Below are 24,452 nucleotides of genomic sequence, written 5' to 3' on the forward strand. Positions count from 1 at the left end.
TGATGGTAGTCAGTTGAAGAGGTGATGATGCCCTGGACAAATCAAAATGGTGGTGGCCCGTGGATCGGTGATAAAAATAAAGTTGGTGGTGACAGAAAAAAAACAGCTAAGAATCTTTTCGGTTCTGGTGGCAATAGTGGCGGTGACAATAGTCCCAATATTGATGATATTTTGCGTAAAGGGCAGGATCAGTTCAAACAATTTGGCAGGAATGGGCTTTTTGTTTTGTTCCTTCTGCTTGCTGTGTTTTTTTGGCTGTACCAGTCTTTTTATATTGTTCAGCAAAATGAACAAGCGGTAGAGTTGCGTTTTGGTGTACCTAAAACAGGAATTATCGGTGATGGTTTGCATTTTCACTTTTGGCCAATTGAGACCTATATGAAAGTGCCTTTAACAGAAAAAACGATCGCGATTGGTGGTCAGTCTGGTCAGAGGCAACAAAGTGAAGGTTTGATGCTTTCGAGTGATCAGAATATTGTTAATATCAATTTTTCTGTTTACTATCGGATTTCACATCCCGGCCAATTTTTATTCAATGTGAACGATCAAGAAGGGACAGTTCGTCAGGTTGCTGAGAGTGCAATGCGTGAAGTTATTGGTTCAAGGCCAGTTGATGATGTTTTACGTGACAAAAAAGAAGAAGTTGCTAATGATGTCAGAAAGATTATCCAATTGACTGTGGATAAATATCAACTTGGTGTTGAAATAAGCCGTGTGTCGATCAGTGAAGCTGCTCCTCCTACCAAGGTTGCTGCTGCGTTTAATTCTGTTCAGCAGGCAGAGCAGGAACGTGGGCGAATGATTGAAGAGGGTAATCGTGTGCGTTTTAATAAGATTGGTTTAGCAAATGGTGAAGCTTCACGCACACGCGAAATCGCAAAAGGTGAAAAGGCACAAATGATTGAAGAGGCAACAGGGCGTGCTGAACGTTTTCGGGCGATAGCTCGTGAGGCTGCAATTTCACCAGAGGCTGCTCGTTATCGTCTTTATATGGAGACGATAGGGCGTATTCTTTCTTCTCCAAATAAATTGATTCTTAATCAAGAAAATTCTCCAGCGGTGCCCTATTTACCTCTGAACGAATTGTTGCGTAGTACTTCATCGGAAAAAGCGAAAAAAACATCCGCACAGTCTACATCGCTATTGGATTCTCACATTTCTGGAGGACACTAATTATGCAGCAGTCTCGTTTTTTGTTTATGTTTAGTGCCATCGTGTTTGTTTTGATGGTTTTTTGGGTATCTATTTTTATTGTCTATCCTCGTCAACAAGTAGCAATTAAACGCTTTGGGCAAATTGTTAAAGTAGAATCTGATCCCGGGATCTATTTGAAAATGCCCTTTGTGGATAAGATGATTGTTGTTGATAACCGATTGTTGCGCTACGATGTCCCTACACAATCTGTACAGGTTCGTGGTGGTGCCTATTATGAAGTGGATGCGTTCTTTATTTATCGTATTACAGATCCTAAGTTGTTTTTACAGCGTATTGCTTCGGGGCGTCCGCAAATTGCTGCGCGTGAAAATCTTGCACCGCGTTTTATTGATGCTTTGCGTGCTGTTTATGGTAAGCGGGAATTTAAAGCGGCTTTATCGGATGAACGGGGAGCGATGATGGCTGAAGTACAGCGGCAGTTTTCGGTAGATGCAGGTTCGTTAGGTATTACCATTGTTGATGTGCGTATTCGCAAGACCGATTTGACCGATGCAGTTTCAGAAGATGTCTATCGACAAATGGCAGCTGAGCGTGAGGCTGCTGCGGAAAACATTCGTGCTCGTGGTCAACAGGAACGGGATCGTATTGTGGCAGAAGCTAATCGTGAATATGAAGAAATCGTAGCAGCTGCAAAGCGTGATGCTGAAATTACGCGTGGTGAAGGTCAGGCTAAAAGTATTCGCCTTTTATTGAATGCACGGGAAGCTAATCCGTCCTTTTATGATTTTTGGTTAGCGATGGAGCAATATAAGAATTTAGAGCACACTCCGATGGTGATTTCACCCCATCAGGATTTCTTTCTCTATTTTCGTAATCTGCCGCGGGCGAATGGAAAGTTCCCACCCACAATGAATAATACTGAGAATACTCGAGTAAGTAAAACTGTTCCAAAATTCGGGGGAGAATAGATGAAACAATCGATTGCGAATACGAGCTTTTGTATGAAAATTTTGTATGAAAAGTATAATCTGTAGTCGCTTTCTTTTATGATGAAAGTCAGTCAATGTGAGCCATACTGATTTTGCATAGATGAATTTAGTGAGGCTCCTTGCAGCATTTGGTTTTAGAGGCATGTCATGGGTAGGGATGTCATAGATAAAAATACATCTGTCAAATGCTTTTTCATAAGAATTTTTATCTGTTTTGTTCTGTTTTTATCAGGATCAATCAGTTTTTCTTGGGCGGGAAAAGAAAACAATACACCACTTTCGATTCCTGATTTAGCTGCTGAGCTTTTGGAGACAGTTGTGAATATTTCCACAGCACAGACAGTTGATGGAACCGAACAGGACGAGCATATTTTAGTACCCGTCATCCCAGAAGATTCTTTGCTAAAAGAATATTTTAGTGATTTTTTTACACCAAAAGATGGTCAAAAAGATAGACAGTTTCAAAAGGTCCGTTCTTTAGGATCTGGATTTGTGATTGATGCGCTAAGAGGGCTGATCGTTACAAATTATCATGTTATCGTTGATGCTGATGAGATTGAAGTTAATTTCACCGATGGTACAAAGCTAGAGGCAAGATTACTTGGAAAGGATAGCAAGACTGATCTGGCACTGCTTCAAGTGGATGCAGGAAGTAAAAAGTTAAAAGCCGTACGTTTTGGTGACTCGGAAAAGGCGCGTATTGGTGATTGGGTTATGGCTATTGGTAACCCTTATGGTTTTGGTGGAAGTGTAACAGTTGGTATTATTTCTGCACGCAATCGTGATCTTAATGCTGGTCCTTATGATAATTTTATTCAGACGGATGCAGCGATTAACCGAGGCAATTCTGGTGGTCCTTTATTTGATAGAAATGGTGAGGTGATTGGAATTAATACAGCAATTATTTCGCCCTCTGGAGGGTCTATTGGTATTGGTTTTGCTATACCATCGGACATGGCTCTTTCTGTTATCAATCAGTTGCGTAGTTTTGGAGAAATCAGACGTGGTTGGTTGGCTATTCGTATTCAACCAGTGACAGAGGATATTGCAAAAAGTTTAAAACTAGAAAACGCTGTGGGGGCGTTGGTTGCAGGTAAAATGGAACAGACCGGTGTAGATAATAGCCAGTTGCAGATTGGGGATATCATTCTTTGCTTTGGGAAGACCAAAATTAAGCATGCACGTGATTTGCCGCGTTTAGTAGCAGAAAGTCCGGCAGGAAAAGTGGTGGATATTACTGTTTTTCGGAATGGGCAAGAAAAAACAGTCAAGGTTAAGCTTGGACGTTTAATTGAGACAGATGCAAATGAAAATATAGTAGAAGAATCCGATGATGAAAAAAATGGTGCTGGATCGAAAAGTGTAACAATGCAATTTATGGGAATGACATTATCTGAACTTACAGCCGATTTACGTCAACGTTATTCAATTACTGATAAACTTCAGGGATTGGTAGTGACATCTGTTGCAAAAAATAGTGCGGCAGATAAAAAGCGTATTCGTACTGGTGAAGTGATTGTTGATATCAATCAAAGTGCTGTCACAACAATTTATGAGGCTAAAAAACGTGTTCATAAATTACGTGAAGCCGGACACAAAAATGCTTTATTCATTGTTGCTCGTTCAGATGGAGAATTACGGTTTGTAACGCTCTCAATGGATTAATTTGGGGGGGATTGCTTTTTTGAATACGTGTTTAACCATTTATTTTTTTGTTATTGCTCTTAAAGTGTGCGGTAAATAAGAGTTTATTCTCTTTAATTTTCAAGAGAGCAATTAGAGAGGGAAAGATCACATCAGAGTTAGTAATTTATAGGCATGCAATGTCTTGTTTTGTGTTTGATAGAAAAGAAATAGTTGCAGGAAAAAGGGGAAGCTTGAAGAAAGTCGTTGGCCTTTTATTATAAATCAGAATATCTTTCATTTTTTATAAAAAGATCAGCTGTTTAATTTATGTGCGTTAAGCCTAAATATATTTTAGCAGATGATTGCAAAGAGTAGGTGCGTTTATGATAGTCTCTCTAAAAGAATTTTTGTGGCTGTGTTTTTTTATTAAATGATGAGAGCCAAAAGAAATGCTTTGAATTTCTTTTGGTATTATTGTTGTGTTCATTTTTTATTTTTCAGAGGTTTGAGAATCATCAGGGGCGCTTTTTTGCGTTAAGTATAGAGGTTCTGCTCGTATTTTTGTTTGAAGAGCGCACTCTATGACAATGTAGATGAAATACAGAGTCTTTGGGGTTAGTTATGCGTGTTGAAATACGTCGTTAATTGATGGATAGAGGGAATTTCCATTCATGACACAGAGAACGATTACATTGATAGCTGGGCCAACTGTAAGTGGGAAGTCAGCGCTTGCTTTGCAAATGGCTCAAAAAAAAAATGCTCTTATCATTAACACTGATTCAATGCAGGTTTATGATGTTTTAAATATTTTAACGGCACGGCCGACGGCAGCTGATACTGCCATTGTTCCACACTATCTCTACGGTTATGTGAGTCCGGCTCTTCACTATTCAGTGGGACAGTGGTTATGTGATGTTAGGAAGCTTTTAACGACATTCACCTCAAAATCACTTATTTTTGTTGGCGGAACAGGGCTTTATTTTCGTGCTCTTTTGGAAGGGCTTTCGGAAATCCCTCATATTTCAGATGCTGTGCGGCAGAAATGGCGACTTCGGCTTGATAAAGAAGGAGCTGAAAACCTTTATCGCCAGTTATTGCGGATTGATGCTGTTTTTGCTGAGAAAATTTCTTCACAAGATGGCCAGCGTATTATACGTGCTCTGGAAGTTTATGATGTCACAGGTAAGAAGTTAAGCTGGTGGCAGAAGAAAAAAACACCTCCGCTGATTTCGCCAAATTGTTCAGAAAAAATTCTTCTTATTCCACCACGTCAATGGCTTTATGAGCGTATTCATAAGCGGTTGGACAATATGATTGAAAGAGGAGCTTTAGAGGAGGTGTTTGCTATGAAGAAGCTTATGCTTTCCCCTTTTTTACCAGCGATGAAGGCTATTGGCATGCCTGAATTTACAGCTTATTTTGATGGATATAAAAGTTTTGAGGATGCTCTTGAAACGGCGAAAACGCAAACGAGGAGATATGCAAAAAGGCAAATGACCTGGTTTCGTAATCAATTTGATGAAGAATGGACGCTCATTTCTTCATGTGAAGAGGTGTAGAAAATTTAAAAATATTTCATGAAGGAGAGAAAGTTTTTAAAGGGGTAGTCTGTAATTGACGAACGACATTGATGCAATTAAAATTTCTCTTAGCAAAGAATGTCTTTCTTATAATGTCGTGCATTAAAAAAGAAGAGGATGATTAATCCTAGATGTTTTCGTGTGTAATAGGCTCCTGGAGGAGCCTTTTTTATTGTGCCGTAAAATGTAGTAAGTGGGAGAATAACAGATTATCCAAAAACGAATGAGAGTGCAGACGGAAAAATGATGTCGGGGACTGAAATGGTGGGTTCGAGTTCTTATTGATCAAGGGATTAAACATCTCTTCGGTTATCTTGGTGGAGCTATCCTTCCTATTTTTGATGTTCTTTTATCAACAAGATACACTCCGGCATATTTTAGTGCATCATGAACACTCAACAGGCCATGCTGCTGCAGTACGAGAAAGGTAGGCGTTATGCTTGTGACTTCTTGTTCGGTTGCAACGAATGCTGTGACACCTTTACAGCACTATGGATTCTATTCCTCCTATTTGTTCCTCTGGTCAGGTACCTACAACTGTGATTGGAGCAAATGGTTTTCAAGAGGCTGATACAGTTAAGTATTACAAAGCTCTATACTAAATACAATTGTTTGGTTGAAGATGTAAATGATCTTGCAAAGATTATTAGCCTTCACTCCTGCTCAATCAGGATGTCCAGGATCAGTTTTGGTTGATATTCCTAAAGATATTCAATTTGCTTCGGGTATTTATAGAGCACATCAAGAGTTGACATTTATGCGTTCTTATCCAAAACTAAAAGAGGATACAACAGCTATCGAACATGCTGTTTCTCGCTTAGCAGAAGAAAAATGTCCTGTTATTTATTCTGGTGGTGGTGTTATTTCATCAGGTCTTGAAGCTGCAAAGCTCTTGCGCGATTTGGTTCGATTGGGGGATTTTCCGATTACTTCAACACTCATGGGACTTGGTGCTTATCCAGCTTCTGACAAAGATTGGCTTGGAATGCTTGAGATGCATGGAATTTATGAAGCGAATTTAGCTGTGATTGTGATGTTATGTTGGCTGTTGGTGCGCGGTTTGATGATCGTATATCACTGGGGCGGCTTGATGCGTTTGCACCTCATGCGCGCGTTATCCATATTGATATTTATCATTCTTGTATCAATAAGATCGTAAAAGTAGCAATTCCATTTATTGGTGATGTGGCTTCTATTTTAGGATATATAATGCAATGTTTAGTATAGACAGTAACCATTTAAGAGTGAGAGCCATGATATGTGGTGGACGCAAATTGATCACTGGAGAGATCGTAATTCATTAGAATATCCTAAGAAAAAAGACATTATTATGCCACAATATGCTCTTGAACGACTTTATGTTCTTACTAAAGATGTCAATGCTTCTATGACAACTGATGTTGGACAGCATCAAATGTGGATTGCACAATATTATTACTTTGACGAATAAAACCATTGAATGACTTCTTGTGGTCTTGGAACTATGGATTATGATTTGCCTGCTGCTATTGGTGTTCAAATCGCACATCCTGATGCACTTAATTTTATGTATTTCTAGTGATGCTTCAATTCAGATGAATATTCAAGAATTCGTGACGGCAATGCAGCACAATGGACCTGTAAAAATTTTTATTTTAAATAATCAGTAGATGGGCATGGTTCACAAGTGGCAGCAGTTGTTGCATGGTAATCATCTTTCTCATTCTTATACAGAATCGATGCCTGACTTTGTGAAATAGGCACAAGCTTATGGGGAGGGATTGGTATTCATTGTTCCAAATCTGATGAACTTGATGGTAAAATATAGGAAATAATTGACTGTGATAAGCCAGTTCTCTTCGATTTCTGTGTTGATAATTTAGAAAATTGTTTCTAATGATCCAATCTGGATGTGCACATAATGATATGGTTGTTGCCTGATGAGGCTCATGATAAAACAGTTGCAAATGCTATTCCTGTTGAAGGGCAATAATTTTGTATAAGGAGTTTGTAATACGATGGTATGGATTTAAACTTTTGCTTTAGTTACTTTCTTCATTTTAAATATGACTCAGCAGAAGCTATATAAGTAGATTATTTTAAGTTTATTGTAGATAGTGATTTTGCTGTTCGTATTGTTTTTCTGTAAGGTGTTTTGCTCAAGAAGCATGAGTTTTTATTGAGGTGTCTGATACAAGTTTGTGTAGGTGCAAGATTGAAATTGTGAAAGCGTGTTGTGAGAAAGTTTCATTGGTAGGAGTGTTGATGATTTTGCTGTGAAAGTGGGAGGATGTTCATGTATCAAAAATCCCTAACGACAAAGATTTTTTTGGGAATGAGATTTTTCTCGATAATGTTTTTTTTCAAAGTTCTTGCTCTTTTTATACGAATCTTATTTTGATAAATTATGCAGTTTTCACCGGAACAGGATAATGCATTGAAGGCGGTTGCTGCATGGTTGAAGGATGGGCATTCTCCACTTTTTCGTCTCTTTGGCTATGCAGGAACAGGGAAGACGACACTTGCTCGCTATTTTGCAGAAACAGTTGATGGCTCTGTCCAATTTGCTGCGTTTACAGGTAAGGCTGCTCAGGTTTTGCGTTCTAAAGGTGCGAGCAATGCTTGTACTATTCATTCGCTGATTTATTGTCCGCGTGGGGAGGAAGAAGTTTCCGATGAAGCTACGGGAAAGAAGTCTCTTGCACCGACATTTGCATTAAATCGGAGAAGTGCTGCTGCACGAGCTAAGCTTATTATTGTAGATGAGTGTTCGATGGTAGATGAACAATTAGCGCGTGATTTAATGAGCTTTCGGACGCCAATTCTTGTCCTTGGTGATCCAGGTCAGTTGCCTCCTATCTCAGGAGGCAGTTTTTTTTCCAATAGTGCGCCAGATTTTCTTCTCTCAGAAATTCATCGACAAGCACGGGATAATCCTATCGTTCGTTTAGCTATGGACGTGCGTGAAGGACGCAGTATAGCTTATGGCGATTATGGGGCAGCGCGCGTTGTTACACGTAAAGAGGTCAATAAACAATTGGTTTTGGATGCTGATCAGCTTTTGGTAGGGATTAACCGAACACGTTATCTTTATAATAAACGTTTGCGTGAATTGAAGGGCTTTACGGAAAATTTTCCACAAGCAGGAGACAAGCTTGTGTGTTTGCGCAATGATCCCGCGAAAGGCTTGTTGAATGGCTCGTTATGGAAAGTTCTGACTTCACAGAAAGAAACTGTTAAACCGGCTATTAATCTTCTCGTTAAGCCAGAAGAGAGTGAGCGTGGAGTGGTGAAGATTAAGCTTTTAAAAGCAGTGTTTCAGGATCCTGATAATGAGATTTCATGGCAATTAAAAAAAAGACATGATGATTTTGATTATGGATATGCATTAACTGTTCATAAAGCACAAGGGTCTCAATGGGATAATGTGGTTTTATTTGATGAAAGTTTTGCATTTCGTGATATGTATGCGCGTTGGCTTTATACCGGAATTACCCGTGCGGCAGAGCGTTTGACCATTGTTCGGTAGAGAAAATTATTTTTATTGTCTGGGCTTATGCTGAGGAATGTCTCTTTTTTTCTGTCTTTTTAAATTATATATGAAAATAGGAGTGTGGATGGCAGTAAAACTTTCAGTTAATCTTAATGCTGTTGCTGTTTTGCGTAATCGACGTAATCTTCCATGGCCAAATATCAAAAATATTGGGCATATAGCACTTACAGCTGGTGCCGCAGGTTTGACCGTTCATCCGCGACCAGATGAAAGACATATTCGTTTCGCTGATCTGCGAGATATCCGTTGTTTAATTAACAGTACTTTTCCTGCTGCAGAGTTTAATATTGAAGGTTATCCAAGCGATAGATTTTTGGATTTGGCAGAAAAATATGCTGATCAGATTACCCTTGTCCCTGATCACCCAACTCAGTCTACCTCCGATCATGGTTGGGATTTTGCTCATGATGCAGAATTTTTAGCGCCCATTATTCAGCGTTTGAAAGACAAAAAAATTCGTGTGTCGTTATTTGCTAATCCTCTTGTAGATGGTCTTGACATTGCTAAAACTATTGGTGCAGACCGCGTGGAATTTTATACTGGACTTTATGGTAATGCGTGCCAAGAGAAGACAAAACAAGGCCAAGAGTTGGATAAACTTACTTTAGCAGCGAAAAGAGCTAAAGAATTGCAATTAGGTGTTAATGCAGGTCATGATTTGACGATTAGTAATCTTCCCGCTCTTATCAAGCGTATTTCTTGGCTTGATGAAGTTTCCATTGGTCATGGGCTTATTGCTGATGCATTAGAATATGGAATGCATAAGACTGTTCAGCGTTTCATTCGGTTATTGTCATAATCCTTTTTTCTTTTATTCAATTTTGCGGTAAAGTTTTCTAAAACTCTGCAAATTCTGTTCCAAAAGAATAATTTTTTACATGCTTAGATCGAGAACAGCATTTTGCTGCTAGAGATATATTGGTTTTGTAACTTTGTATTTTTTAGCGCGTTCAATATTTTTGATTCTATCAGTTTTGAAGATATTTTTAGGTAACATCCTCCCATATAATTTTTCAGTAGAAACAAAAGTATTCTTTAATATATTGTTTTTATTGAGAAAATTGTATCTCTTTATTTAAGAGATGTTTTTAATGTGAAAGAGGGAAAATTGATCCTTTAACATTAGGTTCTGTACCTTAATTTAAGATTTGAGAATAAAGTTCAAGTGGCAGTTGTTGCATCTATAAAAGATTAGGCATTTTACTAAAGAGGCTAGTCTCTCATCAAGTTTAGAGATTGGAAAAAGACTCATCGTTTCTGGAAGATAAGTTTCTTAGAGGCGGGTGAGGACCGATGATTTTATCTATCATTTTATTGAAGAAGTTCATGTCGTTTAAGACGGGATATCAATGGGGGATATCAATGGCGAGAGTTTTTCCTTATCTTCAGGAAAGTGGCGTATCATTCATGCATTTATGGCAAGGATGGAGTATCCTTAAACGGGATGAATTTCTAGTATCAGAAACGGGAAGCGTTCGTTTTTGAAGAAACTTACCAACAATTATCTATGGACTATGGGGATTGGTAGTGAATCCTTAGAATTGATGCTACCTTTGTTCGTGTTTATCTCTGTGCTAGAATAATTATGGATTGTGCAGCAGAATTATAAAAAATGTTAGTGTTGGAAGAAAAATAAGCTCAAGATTTAATCTCTGAAGAGTTCATACTGTAATCAATGTTTTGAGGCAAGTTTTATGTTTTCTTCTAGCCCCAGAGAGTACAATGATATTATCCAATCAGTTTAGCTTGTTGAAGGGGAAAAAATATACAAGTTCTTGCTAATAATGGTTCTGTGTAGAGGCCCAAAGAGAAGGAATGAGGAGGACGAAAAATGCCTCTTTATCAAATAAGAAAATAGCGCAAAACGATGGTGAACACCCTTTATAAAGAACTTTACTTTATCGAAGGCTTCTTTAGTAAATTCAAATGCTTCAAACATATTTTCTGGTGATTAGGTGAGAAAGCTTTTCGTTTTATGAGATTGTTGCTTTAAGTTTCAACCGTCTTCTGGGGCTTAGAGCGTCAGAGGCAAAGAACCTAAAGTATAAAATCACGACGCTCATTTTATAATTTTTATTGCTATTCATTTTAATTTATTTCATGGTCAAGGATCGCATCATGCATCTTAAGTTTAAGGATACAATATTCATTATGCAGGAGAAAAATACAATTTAGAGTATGTATTTTTTTAGGAGTATTGTTTTATATAATGGATCATTTTTTGTAGAGCATTCATTGAAATTTCTTTTTGGGTCTCAATGTATTTTGGGAAGGTTTGGCCATAGTTTTTTGTATAAATATATAAATTTAAAAGGTTATTCAGTTGCTATATTATTATGAATAATGATTTGTTATTCACAGTGTGTGAAGCACTGAGGGGGAAATCTGGTTTTTTATTCAATGAAAAATCTAAAATTCAGTTTAAATGCAAATATAAGGAAGTATTTTCATGCATGTTTATTATGATCATGACGCAAACGTTAATTTAATTAAAGGGAAAAAAGTGGCCATTGTTGGTTATGGTTCACAAGGACATGCGCATGCTTTAAATCTGAAAGATTCGGGTGTTCAAGATGTGCGAATTGCTTTGCATTCGAGATCAGCAACAGCTAAAAAGGCTATCGCAGACGGTTTTGAGGTTGTTCGTGTTGCTGAAGCAGCAAAATGGGCAGATCTTATTATGATGGCAACACCAGATGAATTGCAAGCTGATATTTATAAAGAGCATATGCATGATGATTTACGTGATGGGGCAGTGATTGCTTTTGCTCATGGTTTGAGTATTCATTTTGGCTTAATTGAACCCAAAAAAACAGTTGATGTTGTGATGATTGCTCCTAAAGGTCCAGGTCATAAAGTTCGTAATGAGTATCAACGTGGTTGCGGTGTTCCTTGCTTAATTGCGGTTGCACAAGATGTCTCAGGGCATGCTCATGATATAGCATTATCTTATGCATGTGGTATTGGTGGTGGACGTGCTGGAGTAATGGAGACAACATTTAAAGAAGAGTGCGAAACTGATCTTTTTGGTGAACAAGCTGTTCTCTGTGGTGGTCTTGTGGAGCTGATTCGAGCAGGGTATGAAACACTAACGGAAGCAGGTTATGCACCGGAAATGGCTTATTTTGAGTGTTTACATGAGGTTAAACTGATTGTTGATCTTCTGTATGAAGGTGGTATTGCAAATATGAATTATTCGATTTCCAATACAGCTGAATGGGGCGAATATATCTCTGGTCCACGTGTTATTACTGATAAAACAAAAGCGGAAATGAGGCGTATTTTGAAGGATATTCAGACGGGTAAATTTACGTCAAATTGGATTCAGGAATGTAAAGCCGGTGCTATTCATTTTAAGAGCATGCGGCGTTTAAATGATAGTCATCCTATTGAAGAAGTTGGTAAAAAACTCCGTTCTATGATGCCTTGGATAAAATCTAATGCTTTGGTTGATAAGGAGCGTAATTGAAGTTCGTAGAGAACTCTCTGTAAAACTATAGGTTCATGTACAAAAAGGGTAACTTTGGTTACCCTTTTTGATATGTTTTTTATGTATAGGCTTTATTTTGTATGTTGAGCTGTTTTTTTTCTTACAAACATAATGAAATACGTTACGCCTAAAAAAATAAACCATAATAGACTGTATTTAAAAGCTATTAGAGTATCAGGTTCTAATGTTAGCAAATAGAGAATGAAGGCAAAGAAGGCTAAAATAATCCAGCACATGATAACACCTCCTGGCATTTTGTAGATGGATTCAATATGTAGCTGAGGGCGATTGCGACGATACACAATATAGCTAACCAAAATTACAGACCATACGAATATAAATGAGATAGCTGAAATGCTGGTAACAATTGTAAAAGCATTTATGATGTTCGGAGAGAGTGATGCAATTGTGTACCCTAATAAAATACATAAGCAAGAAAAGAATAGGGCGTTGGCTGGAACATGATGGTTTGAAAGTTTTCCCAAAAGGCGAGGAGCACCTTTTTGCGTTGCAAGCCCATATATCATGCGGCTGGTAGAAAAAATACCACTATTTGCTGAAGAGGCAGCCGATGTGAGAACAACAAAATTCACCAAACCAGCAGCTGTCGGAATGCCAGCAAGCCAGAACATTGTGACAAAGGAACTTTTATCTGGGATAACTTGATCCCAAGGTGTGACTGACATAATCACAACGAGAGAAAAAATATAAAAGAGTACAATACGAATAGGTATTGCATTAATTGCTTTTGGTAGAACTTTTTTAGGTTCTTTGACTTCAGCTGCAGCTGTTCCAGCAATTTCTATACCAACAAAAGAAAAAATGGCTATTTGAAATCCAGCAAAAAAACCTGTAATTCCACGAGGAAAGATATTTCCATCGTTCCATATGTGCCTGAGAGAGGCAACAGTACCATTTGGGGAGGTAAAGCCAGTAGCGATCATATAAAATCCAACAATGATTAATGCTAAAATTGCTACGACTTTGATGAGACCAAACCAAAACTCAAGTTCACCGAACATTTTTACAGCAAGGAGATTAAGGGTTAAAAAGAAGGTAACGCAAGCGAAAACGATGATCCATGGATTAAGTGTGGGCCACCAAAAGTGCATATAAGTGATGATAGCAATAATATCTGCAGCTCCAGTCACAACCCAGCTCAACCAATAGCTCCAGCCGGCAAAAAAAGCAATTCCTGGTCCTAGTATATCGGTTGAAAAATCAATAAGTGACCGGTATTGTGAGTTGGAAAGCAATAATTCTCCCATAGCGCGCATTACAAAGTATAGAGCACAACCGATAATAGCATAAACGAGTATGATGGAAGGGCCTGCTACACTGATTGTTTTTCCTGATCCCATGAAGAGTCCTGTCCCAATAGTACCACCAATAGCTATAAGTTGTACATGGCGGTTATCGAGGCCACGTTGCAGTTTATTCTGAAGATTTTCTTCTAAATTTTGTTTACAGTTCATTTTTAGGAAGTTCCCTTTAATTATTTAAGATTAAAATTACACTGAAAAAGATAATTTTTTTCATCGAAGCATGATATAAGTGAGGAGTAAAGGAGAAAAACGTTTTTTATGATTTCATGTGGATAAAGAAAAAGCATATGGAATTGACAGGGGTATAATATTTTATCTCAAAATAACGCAACAGATATTTGAGTACAGAGTTTTAAGTGGTAGCTGAGATAATTGATCAATGGCTGATAAAAAGACTGAGTGTTATTATGACAATTACTCTTAAGTTGTTTCAAATAGTTTGTAAGGAACTACTTATAGGTTATCACTAATTCTGCCTGTATCATAAGTACAATAGTTGATGTCATAGTGAAGAGGGGTTTTGATTTTCGGTTGAACAGACTATAGAGTTGTGATCTTACTTAAGGAAAAATCTCCAATGGCAGAAAATTTTAAATGATTTCATGGGTAATTGCCATTACGATAGAAAGATCAAAAATAAAAAAGCAAATCCTGATCTTCATTTTTTTAAAAGATATTATTGATTTCAATGATAGCAATGTTGTTAATTAGTGGTATAGGATTAGTCTACGGTTATTTATCTTATTTACTGAAGGATGAGTTTTACGGATGTTTCACCCAGAGATGTTATAGTTTCTACAATCATTTTATTTTGTAGCATAAACGGAAGAAAGCTATTTTCTTTTGCATAAAAGAAGTGAGAGATATTATAGAGTTTTTTTATTCTAAAGTTGTGAATAAGAATTCTGTTCAGATGCTCACCCCATTTTGTAAAATCTTACGAAAATTTCGTATTGATTATACAGAAGGTCTTAAGATAGGGCAGAGAAATGAGATGTATCTATAGGTTTTTCTCTTTTGTAGAGATTGGCAAAAATCTGTTTTAGTTGGGATGAAAGAGAAAATAATAATTCACTAATTTTGACTATAACTTTTAACATATACTTTTTGTTAATATGTTTTGATATGTCACTTTTGAGATCAAAACAAGCCTATATTAGATAACAGCCCTTTTTATGAATGGTTGTTTTGTCATGTATATGCGGCATGGCTACTGCACTTTTCCTTTTAAGCCAGTATGCCCCAGTATACACAGTGTAGTTTGACATGAGGTTTTGTACTTAGTAGGAAAGGACATAATTAGAAGAATATGTGATAATTCTATGTTTTTTAAACATTAAATGCTCTGTTTATCAAATAGGATTTTACAGAAAAAAATCAGAAAAAGAGTAAAAAATTGCAAAAATCAAAATTTGATACCAAAAATGAGAGAAAGTTCTGAAAGGTTTTTAAAAGCCCTTTTTGACTGACAGCGTCAGACTTATGACACCTATGTATTTTTGGTTATTGTTTCTTCATTGCTTTGGAGAGAAAAATGACAATAGAATTTAATCTTAGTATCCGCTTTATTAAAAATGGCAAGGAATCTCAATTTTTGGCATGAAAGCGTTTGGCGTAATTATAACATTCCTGATGTTGATAGGCAAGTTTATTCCCTTAATAAACCCGTCCTTTTACGCACGAGACAGATAAAATCAAAAAGCTTGGGAAAAAAGATACAGCAGCTATTGATGTCATTAACGCTGTGTGTGCACAGGGCATAGAAGCAAAAATTATCCTTGTACAGGCGGAAGAGAAACTCCAAATTACTGACCACACAAGCCAAAATAGTAGGATCAAATGCTGCCTTAACTGGTGTGCATGCCTTGCGCATGCATGTGGTCATTGAGGGGTGGAGACTAGGATTTTATTGGCTCCGGCTTATTTATAGTGCAGGTCAGGTTGACAATGCCAAAAACCGTGTTGCGGATGCACTTGAACGAGTCGCTGAAAAACTGCAAGCGATTGCGATTTCTGATACAGGAGGCAAAAACAGCGAAAAAAGCCTTATCTTTCGTGCAGATTTTTCATCACGTTTTTGTTACCTCATTGATCGAGTAACTGGAACTGGTGGGTGATGAGGGAATCGAACCCACGACCCGCTGATTAAGAGTCAGCTGCTCTACCGACTGAGCTAATCACCCACGGCTCTTCAAAAGATGAGAATGAGCGGTTCTATAACGCTCCTAAAGCAGTATGTCTAGGGTTTTGTTGTTTTTTATATGAAAATAGTAAAGTCTCTATAGTTAAATTCATTGTACACCCCCTTGATCTTATCTCAAAATAGGCCCATTATAAATAGCTCTATAAATAAATGTCCTGATTATCATTCGGAACTGTCGTTGGAGGATCGTCGAGCGTAATGCCCGAACAAAATTCAGAGGAACCTTCTTGTGGTTGCAAGTGGGGTGGACTGTCGTTCTGTTTTATAAACTTTATCAATAGTCATGTGTGTTTAAGCAATGTTTTGTCATTGTTTGCTTTGGATGCAATCTGTTTGCATTTAATATTCTTGATCAAGTGTGAGAATGAAAACTCATGAGTTTGTTTTGTCAACCGGGCGCTTTTAAGCTTTTAAAGATGTTTTTAAAGGGTGATCTATGATGGAGTGGATCGTTGATCCCCATGCGTGGTTTGGCTTGATCACGTTGATTTTTCTCGAAATTGTTTTAGGAATAGATAACCTTGTTTTTATTGCAATTTTAGCCGAAAAATTGCCGTTACATTTGCGTGATCGTGCACGCTTGATAGGTCTTACTTTAGCATTAGTGATGCGACTTTTTCTTCTTACGGTTATTGGATGGGTGTTAAATCTCGATACGATGCTTTTTTCATTCTCATCCTTTGTGTTTAGTTGGCATAGCCTCATCTTGATTAGTGGTGGGGCTTTTTTGCTTGCAAAGGGAACGTTAGAGTTACATGAAAGATTAGAAGGTATCTCGCATGAAAGAAAAACAGGCGTTGCTTATGTCGTTTTTTGGCAGGTGATTGTTCAAATCGTGGTGCTTGATGCTGTGTTTTCCCTAGATAGTATTATTACTGCGACAGGTATGATTGCAAAAGAGCAGGCAGCAGTTATGTATATAGCAGTAATTATTGCTATGGGTGTGATGATGTGTGGATCGGGCGCTCTTATGCGTTTTATTAATCGCCATCCCACTATTGTGATTCTTTGTCTTGGTTTTTTGATGATGATCGGTTTTACTCTCATTGTTGAAGGATTTGGCTTTCATATTCCAAAAGGGTATTTATATGCTGCTATTGGTTTTTCTGTTCTCATTGAAGCTTTTAACCAAATTGGACGTCGTAATCGTGAAAAGATGATTACAACAAATGATCTACGTGGTCGAACAGCTGATGCTGTTTTAAGGCTCTTGGGAGGTGGAAACAAAGACGGTAATCTTGGTGAGACTGTAGATGTCATTGCTGAGCAGGCGGCAGCTTCTGAGCTGTTTCGTCCAGAAGAAAAAGAAATGATTCGTGGTGTTCTCGATTTAGCTGATCGTCCTGTCCGCTCCATTATGTCGCCGCGTAATGAGATTGAGTGGTTGGATTTAAATGGTGACGAGAATAAGATGCGTGAGGAGTTACAACAGGTTAAACATAGCCGCTTAATTCTTGCACGTGAAAAAGTAGACGAATTTGTTGGTGTTGCTTTGACCAAAGATCTTCTGTTAAATTTGGCTGAGGGAAAAAAGATTAATTGGAAAAAAGCTATGCGAGAACCACTCGTCGTTCATGAAAATACAAGTGTTTTGCGATTGATGGAGCAATTACGTCATTCTTCGATTCAGCTTGCAATTATTGTTGATGAGCATGGATCTTTTGAAGGGATTGCAACACCAACTGATATTCTTGAAGCTATTGCAGGTGATTTTCCTGATGATGATGAAGAACCGGTTATAGCAGAACAGCTTGAAGATGGAAGCCTTCTTGTTGAGGGATATGCTGATATTCGCCGTTTAAGCGGTTATCTTGAGCGTAATCTTGTAGACGAGGCAGACCGTTATACTACCCTGGCAGGGTTTATGCTTTGGCGATTTGGGCATTTACCGAATGAGGGTGAAAGCTTTGAAGCTGATGGTCTGCGCTTTAAAGTTATTGAAATGGATCGTCGAAATGTATCTAAAATCCTTATCTCTTCACTTGTGTTGCCGGAAAAAAGCTAATTACTTAGTTAAATAAAAGTGATAGGAAAATACCTTCTTATTATAAGAGAGTGAAAAAGATACGGAGATTAATTGTCCGATTGTGTTTTCATTATTCATAGCTTTTAAAGCATGGACTGATGGATAGACAAAAATTAAATTTTTAATGAGTTTTTTATGTTTAAAAGAGGAATCCTCATGTTAAAAGATAGCCTTCAAGGATGATTGGTTCTGCGAGGGGGACAATGTGCACACTGATTTGTAAATGGCTATTAATCTCAGAAATAGTGATTACATATGCATTATTTCTGTATTTTTTAAAGACGAAAATTATGTGAAATTTTTGCTTGTATTTTTATATAGTGATTTATGGGAACCCCTTTTATTCTTTCCTTTAATAAAGGTAGGGGAGGGTACTATGCTACAAAATAGCAGCCCCATTTCAATATTTAAAATCAATTGAAGGCGAGAGAAATTTATTTTTCACTACAGAATTCATTCGGAGAGCTGCTCAAGCCGCTTCTCTGAAAGTAAATTGAAGTATCAAATATTTCCATGTATTTTTATTAGAGGCATCGGTATGGAAAGAGAAGTACTTCAACACTCAAGCTAAAAAAGATAAATGAAGACAAAATGGTTGATTGATTTACATATGAAGTCTGATTCAATATGGTTATCGTTGTTTACGCCCCTGCAAAAAGGAGAGGGTGTTTATTTTTCTTTTATTTATTCAGGTGGTGTCTTTTGTACTCTTTTGCAATATTGGTGAGCTTCAAAAATTGCTACAACAAATAGCGAAACGATGAGTGGTATGATCAAATAAAGCATTCTAAACACAATAAGTGCTGCAACAACATCGGTTGGATTTATACTGGACATGCCTGTTATGAATAAAGCTTCAAGAACTCCAACTCCTCCAGCTGGGGCATTGGAGAGAAGGGTGAGAGTGAAAGATGCCAGGAAAACACCAAGCACAGAAATAAAGTGAACGTCTGTGTTATGCGGGAGCACAGCGTATATAATTCCTGCTGCTCCTAAAAGCTCTAAGGGGCCGATGAGAAGCTGTTGAATGACAATTTTCAACCGGGGATAGGAAAGTTGAATTTTTTTTCCCAAGCGTAAGGGTTTTAACTGAAGCCAGCTGCCAAAAATGTAAAGTGCTGTACAGCTGAGTAAAATTGCACCAATTATTGTTCCAAGCCATTCAGGAAGCTCGTCATGAATGAGAGTGATGATTTCGGGTTGTAAAATCAAAACGATCCCAAAGAGTAAGATTGTGCCTATTACAAAAGTAAAAGAGCAAAAACCGACTAATATCGCGATTTCTGTTCCACTTAATCCTTTCATTTTATAAGCGCGATAGCGTACGACTGCACCAGAAAAAATGGAAGCACCAATATTGTGGGAAAGTGCATAGGTAGTAAACGAACATAGAGCAATAAAAAACCAAGAGATCTTATGACCTAGATGCTGCAAGGCAATTCGGTCATATCCAGCAAGAGCAGCATAAGCTAAAAGAGAGCACAAACAGGCTAATAGCCAATGTTGTGCATTTAAATTGCTTAGGCGCTCCAGTACATCACCGAAAGAAATGGCAGAGAGCTTTATATAAAGAATGCGGATAGATACTAGCATTGCTAAGATACCGATAAATGGCCATATCAATTGCTTCATTTTCATGCTGTTGTATCCGTTTTTTTGTTTTCATTTATGTTTTCTGTAAATTTAATTCATAATTGTGCATATTTTTTACAGATTTCTGTCCAGTTATATACTCGATAATACCATTTGCGATTTCTTCATCATCAGTTACTACAATATCTGCACCTAAATCAATGAGATAAGCCGTTTCTACATCGGATAATGCATGCGTGATTATCTGGATATCCTTCTTCATATTCCGTATATTCACTATACATTCTCCTACTTCAATAGTGCTCCGCATTGTAATAACAACTTTGTAGGCATTGCTAATATTTGCGGCACTCATGATATCTTGTTTAATGATATTGCCGCAAATTACCTCTAAACCATCTGCAATTGCTTTATCAGCAAGGCGTTTTGATTCTTCCACGATCACTACAAGTTCACCTTTGTTTATTAAAGATAATGCAACACATTTACCAATACGGCCGTAACCGATAATTACAATATGGTTTGTTTTTGAGGTAATTGGTAAAAACTCTTGGTCAGGATCCTTCAGATCAATATCAATGATTGTTTGTACGTCTTGTGGGTTTGTAAGAAAATTTTCTAGATGCTTTTTAATTTTGTCAAAGGCAATAAAAACGAGGGGATTGAGTAAAATGGAAAGAATTGCACCTCCAAGGATAAGGTCATGAGCATCGTTATTTAAGAATCCAAGGTTTAAACTTAAACTTGCAAGGATAAAAGAGAATTCTCCGATTTGGGCAAGGCTGGCAGAAATGGTGCAAGCTATCGCATTAGAGTGGCGAAGAGCTTTAACGATAAAAAAGGCAACAGCAGATTTTCCTATTATAATAATTAATAATGTTGCTAAGAGAGGAAAAAAATGACTCAGTATTTTCCCTGGGTCAAATAACATGCCTACAGAAACAAAAAAGAGAACAGAAAATGCATCTCGCAGAGGTAAGGATTCTTCCGCTGCACGATGGCTCAATTCTGATTCGCTCATAACCATACCTGCAAAAAAGGCACCAAGAGAAAGAGAAACACCAAATAAATGAGCAGCTCCGAAAGCTACTCCTAATGCAGTAGCAAAGACACTCAGACGAAATAATTCACGTGATCCTGACTGTGCACTCACTTTTAATAACCACGGGATAATGCGTCGGCCAATCACGAGCATGAGGATGATAAATACAATAACTTTTAGGATGGTGAGACCAAAAACTCCCCAAATACTTGGGTCCAACCATTTAATAACAGGATCAATCGCTTCTTTTTTCGTATTGCCAAGGATATTTGCCAATGATGGTATGAGAACAAGTATAAGAACCATCGCTAAATCTTCAATAATCAACCAACCAACAGCAATACGTCCTTTTTCTGTTTCAATAAGATGGCGTTCTTGCAAAGCACGCAGCAGAATAACAGTACTTGCTGTTGATAAAGCTAAACCGAAGACTAAACTACTACTGAATCCCCATCCCATAATCAGTCCGAGGCATAGGCCCAGAAAAGTAGAAAATGCCATTTGTGCAAGGGCAGCAGGGATAGCAATAGCTTTGACGGATAAGAGATCTTTTAATGAAAAATGCAGTCCAACACCAAACATCAGCAAAATGACACCAATTTCTGCGAGTTGGTTAATAATACTGGAATCTATCCTAAAACCGCCTGTGTTCGGTCCTACAAGAACACCAGCTAACAAGTATCCCACGAGGGGTGAGATACGCAAACGACTCGCAACCATTCCCAAAAGAAATGCTAAGCATAAACCTGCTACAATTGTTGTAATAAGTGGTGTATCATGGAGCATAATATTTACAATTTTTTCAAAAAAATGAATGAGTTTAAGAGCTTATAATTTTTTTATGAGAAGATAGGATTGGTACGTCATATGAATTAACATGGCATTTTCATTTTAGTTTAGTGTTTGTACGGTTGTTTCGTTTACGCCACCAATTTCCGAGTAATAGTAAAATAGGAGCGGCGATAAAGATCGAAGATGATGTTGCAATAATAATTCCAAAGACCATAGGAACTGCAAAATTATGGACAGCACTTCCGCCCCATATCGCCATAGGGAGCATAGCGAGAACTGTGGTTGCTGATGTAAAGAGACAGCGTATAAGGACTTGATTAATTGAGAAATCAATCAGTTCACGCAAGGGCATGTTTTTATAAAGGCGCATATTTTCGCGCATTCGATCATAGACTACAACCTTATCGTTTATGGAATAACCAACAATCGTTAAAAGAGCGGCAATGGCAGTTAAATTGAAATCAAATTGAAACAAAGCAAAAAAACCAATCATTTTTGTGGTGTCTAAGATGAGCGTTACAATTGCTCCAACTGCAAAAAACCATTCGAAGCGTAACCATATATAGAGGGACATGGCAATTGCTGCGAGAATAACAGCAGTAAAGGCAGCTGTAGCAAGTTCGCCTGAAATTTTGGGGCCAACAACCTCTATTTGATCGAATGTAGTATTGGGATAAATGTTTTGTACTGCTGTTTTGACCTTGTCAATGGCAGCGGTTTGTTGTGTTGCACCACCACTTTGTTTCTGAATGCGGATCAGCACGGTGTTTGCATTATCTATATTTTGTAGCGTAACTTCACCTATGTTAAGGGTAGAAAGCTTTGAACGTAAGGTTGCTAAATTTGCTGGAGCTTTCGTGGTGATACTCATTTGGCTGCCGCCAATGAAATCAATTCCGAAATTCAAGCCAGGTTTTAAAAACAGAAAAACTGAAACAAGTGATAAAATAATTGAGACGCTAATACCAATGAAGCGCGCTTTCATAAAGCGGAAAGTTGTATTTTGTGGGGTAATATTGAAAATAGAGCGAAAATGCAGAGTTTTAATTTTCCATTTACGAACGACCCAAATCATCATGATGCGCACAATGGTAATATTCGTGAACATGGAGATGATAATACCAAGTAACATTGTTACAGCAAAACCGCGAACAGGACCGGTGCCAAACCAAAACAATAAAATAGTTGCAATAATTGCAGTAATATTAGCATCAACAATGGTCGCGAAAGCCTGTTTGAATCCACGATCTAAGGCAGCAAAGGCGCTGATACCTTTACGGCTTTCTTCACGGATACGCTCATTGATTAGAATATTGGCATCAACGGCGATACCGATACCTAAAATAATACCAGCAATACCCGGTAGTGTGAGTGTAGCACCGAGAAGACTTAGCGCGGCAAATGTTAAAATAGTGTGTAATGCTAGCGCTATATTCGCAATGATACCCCAAATTCCATAGAGAAGAAAAATAAAAACTGTAACAAGAACAAAGCCAATAATGCCTGTGTAAAGTCCCATTTGAATAGCATCAGCACCAAGATTTGGACCTACAGTTCTCTCTTCAATCACCGTGAGTGGGGCGGGCAAGGAACCAGCGCGCAGGAGAGCAGCCAGAGTTGATGCTTCTTTGGGATCAAAATTTCCTGTAATTTGGCCTTGTCCGTTGGGAATAACACTGTTGATGATAGGAGCAGTCAAAACTTTGTTATCAAGAACGATTGCAAAAGGACGGTTAATATTTTGTCGTGTTATATCCGCAAATATTTTTGAACCAATAGAATTCATGGTGAATGAAATAATAGAACGTCCTGGCATTTGCGGATCAAAACCTGCACGGGCATCTTTTAGGACATTGCCATCCAAGGCGATTTGGTCATAAATTGCATAACGTTGTGTCTTATCAGTGTATCCAGGAAGGATTGAAACACCTGCGGGTAAGTTATTTATATCCACGTTGGAGGGCACAAGATGAAAGGTCATCTTAGCGGTTGTTCCTAAAAGATCGCGTAACTGCTTTGGGTCTTGTAGACCAGGCAATTGAACCATAATACGATCAGTTCCTACTTTTTGGATGGCTGGTTCAGTAACACCAACCTGATCTATACGGCGACGGATGATTTCCAAGCTTTGCTCAATAGCATTACTGATACGTTCTTTCATACCAGCTTCGGTTAACATTATACGGAGAGTGTTATCTTGAGCACTGATCGTGATATCATTGGCTTTACTTCCAAAGCTGTTGTGTATAGGTGTGATCAATGTCTTCAAAGCAGAGAGTGCTTTTTCACTTTCTTTTGGATCGGAAATAAGAGCAACTACGCTATCTTCGAGGACACGAATGCTCGATGTACGGATTTGCTTTTCACGCAGTGTGTTACGCACATTGCTTAGAAGCATGTGTAGTTGATCCCTTTTTAGTGTTTTGGCCTCGACCTCGAGGAGGAGAGAAGATCCTCCTTGAAGGTCAAGTCCAAGTGTCACACGGGTATCAGTTAAGAATCTTGAATTTTTAACTTGTTCTTGCGAAAATAAATTGGGCAAGGCAATGTAAATGCTGCTTAAAAGGATAAAACAATAAAGAGTAGTCAACCAACCGGGTGTGCGCATGAATATATTCCGCTAATAGGCTAATCTAATGGTTATTAGAGTTAAACGCAGGAGTAAGATAGGATGATGGTTTCATAGTTCAAGCAAGAGGGGGGGCGCGTTTGTTTGCAAAACATTGTGTTTGAAAATTATAAAGCCGTATGCAAACAATTACTACGGGAGCTATTAAAGAGACATTCAGTGCTGGGATGTTTTGAAAAGCACTGATGAAAGGTAAAACATAATCTCTATGGAGTGTTATAAATTTTTTATTTGCAGCTTTTGTAACATTCAATTGATCATACTTATTTTCTGAATCAAGTGGATTAAATGTAATGACATTATTAATATGTGATTGGGCAATAAAATAAGCGTAAACTCCTAGAAAACTATTCATTAATAATATGCCAAAACTGGAAAGAAGAAGCGAGGCCGTAAAAGGGAAAAATTTTTCTTTTTTGCGATGGAGGTGCAAAAAAAACATATTAGGATGCTCTCTTTGTCTTATTTGA

Annotated in this window: 14 protein-coding genes, 1 tRNA gene and 1 pseudogene; 10 read left to right on the top strand and 6 right to left on the bottom strand. The window is 37.8% G+C overall.

Annotated elements, in window-relative coordinates; translation table 11 throughout:
• Positions 1 to 27: 27 nt before the first annotated feature.
• From hflK to ilvC, 8 genes and pseudogenes are all read left to right on the top strand, one after another.
• Complete coding sequence (gene hflK / locus MF1_RS02005; protein WP_042995411.1) at positions 28 to 1,173, top strand: FtsH protease activity modulator HflK; 1,146 nt, start codon at positions 28 to 30, stop codon at positions 1,171 to 1,173.
• A 2-nt stretch (positions 1,174 to 1,175) separates the two neighbouring features.
• The gene (hflC, locus tag MF1_RS02010) at positions 1,176 to 2,123 is read left to right on the top strand and encodes a protease modulator HflC (protein ID WP_161510351.1); all 948 of its coding nucleotides are present in this window, start codon (positions 1,176 to 1,178) and stop codon (positions 2,121 to 2,123) included.
• 168 nt (positions 2,124 to 2,291) lie between these two features.
• The gene (locus tag MF1_RS02015) at positions 2,292 to 3,809 is read left to right on the top strand and encodes a Do family serine endopeptidase (protein WP_161510352.1); all 1,518 of its coding nucleotides are present in this window, start codon (positions 2,292 to 2,294) and stop codon (positions 3,807 to 3,809) included.
• A 632-nt stretch (positions 3,810 to 4,441) separates the two neighbouring features.
• On the top strand, positions 4,442 to 5,329 hold the full coding sequence (gene miaA / locus MF1_RS02020; protein WP_161510353.1) for a tRNA (adenosine(37)-N6)-dimethylallyltransferase MiaA: 888 nt from the start codon (positions 4,442 to 4,444) through the stop codon (positions 5,327 to 5,329).
• Positions 5,330 to 5,593: 264 nt separating this feature from the next.
• Positions 5,594 to 7,322: pseudogene (gene ilvB, locus MF1_RS02025) on the top strand (biosynthetic-type acetolactate synthase large subunit).
• Between the two features lie 414 nt (positions 7,323 to 7,736).
• Positions 7,737 to 8,858, top strand: a complete 1,122-nt coding sequence (locus MF1_RS02030; RefSeq protein WP_161510354.1) for an ATP-dependent DNA helicase — start codon at positions 7,737 to 7,739, stop codon at positions 8,856 to 8,858.
• Positions 8,859 to 8,946: 88 nt separating this feature from the next.
• Positions 8,947 to 9,681 (top strand): pyridoxine 5'-phosphate synthase, encoded by a 735-nt coding sequence (locus tag MF1_RS02035; protein WP_011179576.1) that lies wholly within the window; start codon positions 8,947 to 8,949, stop codon positions 9,679 to 9,681.
• A gap of 1,650 nt (positions 9,682 to 11,331) precedes the next feature.
• Positions 11,332 to 12,351: a ketol-acid reductoisomerase gene (ilvC, locus tag MF1_RS02040; RefSeq protein ID WP_014924251.1), complete on the top strand. Its 1,020-nt coding sequence runs from the start codon at positions 11,332 to 11,334 to the stop codon at positions 12,349 to 12,351.
• A gap of 92 nt (positions 12,352 to 12,443) precedes the next feature.
• Here ilvC and MF1_RS02045 read toward each other — a convergent pair whose 3' ends face one another.
• A complete protein-coding gene (locus MF1_RS02045) occupies positions 12,444 to 13,847 on the bottom strand; it encodes an amino acid permease (protein ID WP_161510355.1) in 1,404 nt (467 codons plus the stop codon).
• Between the two features lie 1,715 nt (positions 13,848 to 15,562).
• Here MF1_RS02045 and MF1_RS02050 point away from each other — a divergent pair.
• Positions 15,563 to 15,814 (top strand): hypothetical protein, encoded by a 252-nt coding sequence (locus MF1_RS02050; RefSeq protein WP_161510356.1) that lies wholly within the window; start codon positions 15,563 to 15,565, stop codon positions 15,812 to 15,814.
• Here the strand turns inward: MF1_RS02050 and MF1_RS02055 are convergent.
• Positions 15,805 to 15,880, bottom strand: a tRNA-Lys gene (locus MF1_RS02055). The two genes, MF1_RS02050 and MF1_RS02055, sit on opposite strands and share 10 nt — an antisense overlap.
• A 456-nt stretch (positions 15,881 to 16,336) precedes the next feature.
• Between MF1_RS02055 and MF1_RS02060 the strand changes: the two genes are divergently transcribed.
• Positions 16,337 to 17,905 (top strand): TerC family protein, encoded by a 1,569-nt coding sequence (locus MF1_RS02060; protein WP_014924248.1) that lies wholly within the window; start codon positions 16,337 to 16,339, stop codon positions 17,903 to 17,905.
• Between the two features lie 705 nt (positions 17,906 to 18,610).
• Here the strand turns inward: MF1_RS02060 and MF1_RS02065 are convergent.
• From MF1_RS02065 to MF1_RS02080, 4 genes are all read right to left on the bottom strand, one after another.
• Positions 18,611 to 19,564 (bottom strand): lysylphosphatidylglycerol synthase transmembrane domain-containing protein, encoded by a 954-nt coding sequence (locus MF1_RS02065; RefSeq protein ID WP_011179572.1) that lies wholly within the window; start codon positions 19,562 to 19,564, stop codon positions 18,611 to 18,613.
• A 28-nt stretch (positions 19,565 to 19,592) separates the two neighbouring features.
• Positions 19,593 to 21,347: a cation:proton antiporter domain-containing protein gene (locus MF1_RS02070; protein WP_161510357.1), complete on the bottom strand. Its 1,755-nt coding sequence runs from the start codon at positions 21,345 to 21,347 to the stop codon at positions 19,593 to 19,595.
• Between the two features lie 100 nt (positions 21,348 to 21,447).
• Positions 21,448 to 23,961, bottom strand: a complete 2,514-nt coding sequence (gene secD, locus MF1_RS02075; protein ID WP_014924246.1) for a protein translocase subunit SecD — start codon at positions 23,959 to 23,961, stop codon at positions 21,448 to 21,450.
• A 79-nt stretch (positions 23,962 to 24,040) separates the two neighbouring features.
• Positions 24,041 to 24,424 carry a hypothetical protein gene (locus MF1_RS02080; RefSeq protein WP_161510358.1) on the bottom strand — a complete coding sequence of 128 codons (384 nt, stop codon included), beginning with the start codon at positions 24,422 to 24,424 and terminating at the stop codon, positions 24,041 to 24,043.
• Positions 24,425 to 24,452: the final 28 nt, after the last annotated feature.

The sequence above is a fragment of the Bartonella quintana genome (genome assembly GCF_009936175.1).
GTDB classification, from domain to species: Bacteria; Pseudomonadota; Alphaproteobacteria; order Rhizobiales; family Rhizobiaceae; genus Bartonella; species Bartonella quintana.

Excerpts from the sequence above, each read along its gene's own strand:
- hflK (WP_042995411.1), top strand. The coding sequence starts at position 28 with ATGCCCTGGACAAATCAAAATGGTGGTGGCCCGTGGATCGGTGATAAA.
- hflC (WP_161510351.1), top strand. The coding sequence starts at position 1,176 with ATGCAGCAGTCTCGTTTTTTGTTTATGTTTAGTGCCATCGTGTTTGTT.
- MF1_RS02015 (WP_161510352.1), top strand. The coding sequence starts at position 2,292 with ATGGGTAGGGATGTCATAGATAAAAATACATCTGTCAAATGCTTTTTC.
- miaA (WP_161510353.1), top strand. The coding sequence starts at position 4,442 with ATGACACAGAGAACGATTACATTGATAGCTGGGCCAACTGTAAGTGGG.
- MF1_RS02030 (WP_161510354.1), top strand. The coding sequence starts at position 7,737 with ATGCAGTTTTCACCGGAACAGGATAATGCATTGAAGGCGGTTGCTGCA.
- MF1_RS02035 (WP_011179576.1), top strand. The coding sequence starts at position 8,947 with ATGGCAGTAAAACTTTCAGTTAATCTTAATGCTGTTGCTGTTTTGCGT.
- ilvC (WP_014924251.1), top strand. The coding sequence starts at position 11,332 with ATGCATGTTTATTATGATCATGACGCAAACGTTAATTTAATTAAAGGG.
- MF1_RS02045 (WP_161510355.1), bottom strand. The coding sequence starts at position 13,847 with ATGAACTGTAAACAAAATTTAGAAGAAAATCTTCAGAATAAACTGCAA.
- MF1_RS02060 (WP_014924248.1), top strand. The coding sequence starts at position 16,337 with ATGATGGAGTGGATCGTTGATCCCCATGCGTGGTTTGGCTTGATCACG.
- MF1_RS02065 (WP_011179572.1), bottom strand. The coding sequence starts at position 19,564 with ATGAAAATGAAGCAATTGATATGGCCATTTATCGGTATCTTAGCAATG.
- MF1_RS02070 (WP_161510357.1), bottom strand. The coding sequence starts at position 21,347 with ATGCTCCATGATACACCACTTATTACAACAATTGTAGCAGGTTTATGC.
- secD (WP_014924246.1), bottom strand. The coding sequence starts at position 23,961 with ATGCGCACACCCGGTTGGTTGACTACTCTTTATTGTTTTATCCTTTTA.
- MF1_RS02080 (WP_161510358.1), bottom strand. The coding sequence starts at position 24,424 with ATGTTTTTTTTGCACCTCCATCGCAAAAAAGAAAAATTTTTCCCTTTT.